Here is a 4,742-nt window from a genome sequence, read left to right as displayed (position 1 = left end):
TATTAAATTGGGTTAAGCCTAAGACAGTGTTTAGTTTATTGCCAATGTCGATTAGTCTTAGGTTGATCTGCCTCAACTGAATGTTGGCAAGGATCCCGTTGATGATATCCACTCCCGGGATCCAGTTGCCAATGCTATTTGCGAGTGTCAAGCCCCCTGTTTCTCTCAGCCAGGCCACCACCTGCTTAGAAGCCACTTCTCGCACCACGCCGCCTACGCGCTCGTAGGTTCCATTCTGCAGGCCTTTCAGGATGGCTTCGGGAATCTCTAGGATGACTTGCTCGGCAACCATAAGTCAGGAGACCCTTGCGCTTGCTGCCGCTAAACTAGCACAGAGAAAACCCTCTGAAAATGCCTGCACTTGGAGAGTTGGCCAAGGCTTATTCTCAGTTGCAAGGGTAAGAGCTTAGCATGGAGATCCAGCCTCTCTCGCTGTTGCGTTGCCGCTATGTCTAAGCCTGCCGGTCGACTGGTTTGGAACCACTCCACCCACATTTCTGGGCTGATCCCTGTCCTGGAGCGCCTGACTCGACAACCGGGCATTAAAACTGTAACGCCGGGCGCCTTGTCCTGCAGTCGGGGGCGGATCCCTCAGTTGCAGTTGCGGATTTCCGTGCCCATTCGAGGGGGATACAAGTTGGTGGCCCGCAAGGGCAGCAGCGTGCAAGAGGTGTTTGTGGTCACTGATCTGAGCCAGTCGGAGCTGGAAGCAGCAATTCGCCGCTGTCTGGAGTAGGTTTGTACTCTGGGCGCGCTATGTCCCGTGCTAGCCTCAAGCCTGCCCGCATCAGCGCCGTCCTACCCGGATCCCTGGCGGCAAAGGTGGGCATTCAGCCGGGGGAGGCGCTGGTGAGCATCAATGGCGAGAAACCCCGCGACCTCATCGACTACCGTTTCCTCATTGCTGAGGAATATCTCTGCCTGGAGATCCTAGACAGCCAGGGGATCCCGCGCACCGTTGAGCTGGAAAAAGACGTGGACGAGGATCTGGGGCTGGAGTTTGAGACGGCTTTGTTCGATGGTCTCATCCAATGCAACAACGCCTGCCCCTTTTGCTTTATCGACCAACAGCCTCCTGAGATGCGGGCAAGCTTGCACCTCAAAGACGATGACTACCGCCTCAGCTTTCTCTACGGCAGCTACCTCACCCTCACCAACCTGACTGCTGCCGAGTGGGATCGCATTGCCCGCCTGCGCCTTTCTCCCCTCTATGTGTCGGTCCATGCCACCGACCCCCAGTTGCGCAGCCGCCTGCTCAAAAACCCGCGTGCCGGCTTGATCCTGGAGCAGTTGGCCTGGTTTCGCCAACACCGCCTGCAACTGCATGCCCAGGTGGTGGTTTGCCCAGGCTGGAACGATGGGGAGCAGCTAACTCGCACCCTTCTGGACTTGGCCGCCTTTGGCCAACCCATTGAAGGGATCCCGACCGTCCTCTCGGTGGCGGTGGTACCGGTGGGGCTAACCCGCTTTCGCCCTCCCCATGATGAGCTGATCCCAGTGGATGCTGCCAAAGCGGTGGAGGTGATTGATCAGGTGGAAGCGCTGCAGGCGCAGTTTCGCCAAGAACTGGGATCCACCTTTGCCTGGCTGGCTGATGAGTGGTATCTGCTGGCGGGTCGGGAACTGCCGCCGGCAGAGCACTACGAAGATTACCCCCAACTGGGGAATGGGGTGGGATCCCTGCGCTTGTTCTTGAGCGAGTTCGATCAGGTGCAGCTGCCGGCTGGGATCCCTGCTCCCCTCAAAGTCCTCTGGGTGGTGGGCAACGCTGTGGAACAGGCCTTCCAGCCTGTGGTCAAGCGGATGAACGGCATTCGGGGGCTGCAGTTGGACCTGTTGCCCATTGCCAGCCAATTCTGGGGACAAACCCTGACGGTAACCGGGTTGTTGACAGGACAAGACATTCTGGGCGCTCTGAAATCCGTTGAAAACTTGGCAAGCTACGATGGGCTACTTTTGCCCCAGATTGCTCTTAAGGATGGGGAGCGCTTCTTGGACGATCTCACCTGGCAAGAGTTGCAGGCCCAAGTCGGGATCCCGGTGGTGCGGGTGGACGGGGGTCCAGCGGGCTTGCTGCAGGCGGTGCAGGGGCTAGGATCAAGGGCAGCTCCGGGCCAAGGACGGTGAGGCCATGCAGCGGTTGCGGCGAGGGCTGCTCCTGTTGCTTTGGATTGGACTGGGGATCCTAGCCATCACGGCTTTGGCGTCTTTCTATGTGGATCTGGCCTGGTTTGCTGAGCTGAACGCCCTGCCAGTGCTGTGGACACGGGTGATGGCTCGCTGGGGGCTAGGCCTGGGCGCCTTTGGCTTTGCCCTGGCAGCAGTGGGATCCAACATCCGCGCCTGCTGGCGGGGTGCAAACCCAGCCTGGGCCTGGGCCATTGCCCTGGGGTTGAGCGGCTGCTTGGCCTGGTCTCTTTCTCGGCACTGGTTTACACTGCTGCTCTGGCTGCACCAGGTGCCCGTCGGGGAGTTCGACCCCATCTTTGGCCGCGATCTGGGCTTTTTTCTTTTCGGCTTGCCCTTTTGGGAGACGCTGCAGCACTGGTGTTTCAACTTGGTACTGCTTACTTTGATCACGACAGCACTCATCTACCTGGTGGAGCTAGGGCTATCGGAGCAGCGGCTGACCCTGGCCCTTTCCCTGTTTGCCCAGCGGCACTTGCTGATCCTGGCGGGATCCCTGTTTTTAATTCGCGCCTGGGGGCATTGGCTGGAGCGCTACGAGCTGCTCTACTCCACCCGTGGCGTTGTCTTTGGCGCTGGTTTTACCGATGTCCACGCCACCCTGCCAGCCACCACTCTAATGAGCGGGGTGGCTTTCCTGACGGCCATTGGCTTCTGGGTTTTGGCCCGCCAAGGGATCCGCCTCCGCCTTCCCTTTTTCAAATCCTGGTGCCCTGCCTGGGCCAGTTCCCTGCTGGCACCGGCTTTGCTTTGGGGGGCCTACCTGGGGTTTGGGCTGCTGACTACCCGGCTTTACCCGCAACTGGTGCAAACCCTTTTGGTCACCCCCAACGAGCTGGAGCTGGAGCGCCCCTACATCGAGCACAACATCCGCTTTACCCGCGCTGGCTTTGGCCTGACCGAGGTGGAGGTGAAACCCTTTCCAGAGGAGGGATCCCTGACGCTGGAAACCCTGCAGCAAAATCAATCCACCCTGCGCAACGTGCGCCTTTGGGATACGGAGCCCCTCTTGGTTACCTATCGCCAGCTGCAGGAGATCCGTCCCTATTACCAGTTTCCCGATGTGGATGTGGATCGCTACCGCATTGGCGGGGAACTGCGCCAAGTGATGCACGCTGCGCGGGAATTGGACTTTGCCCAGGTGCCGCCTGCTGCCCAAACTTGGGTTAACCAGCGGTTTTTCTATACCCACGGCTATGGCCTCACCCTCAGCCCGGTGAACGTAGTTACCCCAGAGGGGCTGCCGGACTTTTTTCTCTCGGATATCCCACCGCGGGTTTCTCCCCGCTACCCGGAGGTGGCGCAGGTGCTGCGGGTGGAACAGCCGGCTATCTACTACGGCGAGCTGACCACTACCCATGTGTTTGTGGGAGCCGAGGCAAGGGAGCTGGACTATCCCGCTGCCGATCGCTATGTCTACAGCAGCTACCGCGGCACGGGCGGCGTGCCCATCCCCCACTTCTGGCAGCGCTTTCTCTACGCCTGGCACTTCCGGGATCTGCGCATTCTTCTCAGCCGCGAGCTTTCCTCTACCACCCGCTTTCTCTATCGCCGCCAGATCCGGGAACGGGTGCGCCAGGTGATGCCCTTTTTGCTCTACGACCGGGATCCCTACCTGGTGATTCAAGGGGGCAAACTCTACTGGTTTTTCGATGCCTACACCACCAGCAGCCGCTACCCCTACTCGGAGCCTCTGCCCGGCTTCCCCTTCAACTACATCCGCAACTCCGTCAAGGCGGTGCTGGACGCCTACAACGGCAGCATTGACTGGTACATTGCCGACCCCCGGGATCCCCTCATCCAAGCCTACGCCCGCATTTACCCCACCCTGTTCCAGCCCCTAGAGGCCATGCCGGAGCCGCTGCGGCAGCACATCCGCTACCCCCAGGATCTCTTCCGCCTGCAAGTGCAGCAATTTGCCACTTACCACATGACGGATCCCCGTGTTTTCTACAACCGGGAAGACCAGTGGCAGATCCCCAACCAGTTCCGCAAGCAGCGGCGCCTTCCCATGCAGCCCCAGTACCTTGTCCTCACCTTGCCGGAGGAAAACCAGCCTGAGTTTGTCTTACTTTCCCCCTTCACTCCCCTCAACAAGCAGAACATGGTGGCTTGGATGGCTGCCCGCTGCGATGGGGAAAACTACGGCAAGCTGCTGGTGTATGAGTTTTCCAGGCAGCGCCTCATCTACGGGCCAGAACAGGTAGAGGCGCGGGTCAACCAGGATCCCGCCATTTCCGAGCAAATCGCCCTCTGGAACGAACACGGGTCGCGGGTGAACCTAGGCACGCTGCTGGTCATCCCCATCGAGACCTCGCTCCTCTATGTCCAGCCCCTTTATCTCGAGGCAGAACAGGGCCGCCTGCCCCAGCTTACCCGGGTCATCGCCGCCTACGAAGACCGGGTGGTGATGGAGCCAACCCTCAGCCAGGCCCTGGAAGCCCTCTTCTCCTCTACCGACAGCCGCCCCTCCAACCGCTGAGCCAGGATTCCTGAGGAAGAGTTGACAGAACTTAATGGATGGTTTAAGGTTGGGTTGTCAATCTTCGCACTTC

The 4,742-nt window shown here is 59.7% G+C and carries 4 protein-coding genes; 3 read left to right on the top strand and 1 reads right to left on the bottom strand.

Annotation, left to right across the window (positions count from 1 at the left end; all coding sequences use genetic code 11):
* Positions 1 to 292: hypothetical protein (locus NW827_RS07640; protein ID WP_414503520.1), on the bottom strand; the 292-nt coding region annotated here is incomplete at its 3' end.
* Positions 293 to 448: 156 nt separating this feature from the next.
* Here NW827_RS07640 and NW827_RS07635 point away from each other — a divergent pair.
* From NW827_RS07635 to NW827_RS07625, 3 genes are read left to right on the top strand one after another with little or no spacing between them, the layout of a single operon-like run.
* Positions 449 to 736 (top strand): DUF2103 domain-containing protein, encoded by a 288-nt coding sequence (locus NW827_RS07635; RefSeq protein ID WP_414362310.1) that lies wholly within the window; start codon positions 449 to 451, stop codon positions 734 to 736.
* A gap of 20 nt (positions 737 to 756) precedes the next feature.
* On the top strand, positions 757 to 2,127 hold the full coding sequence (locus NW827_RS07630; RefSeq protein WP_414503519.1) for a TIGR03279 family radical SAM protein: 1,371 nt from the start codon (positions 757 to 759) through the stop codon (positions 2,125 to 2,127).
* A 4-nt stretch (positions 2,128 to 2,131) separates the two neighbouring features.
* Positions 2,132 to 4,669, top strand: coding sequence for a UPF0182 family protein (locus tag NW827_RS07625; RefSeq protein ID WP_414503518.1), 2,538 nt, complete (start codon positions 2,132 to 2,134; stop codon positions 4,667 to 4,669).
* Positions 4,670 to 4,742: the final 73 nt, after the last annotated feature.

This window comes from Synechococcus sp. H70.1, from assembly GCF_047502705.1.
In the GTDB taxonomy this organism is placed as follows: domain Bacteria; phylum Cyanobacteriota; class Cyanobacteriia; order Thermostichales; family Thermostichaceae; genus Thermostichus.
Note: the sequence above shows the minus strand (reverse complement) of the source record. Positions and strands in the feature narration are given on the sequence as shown.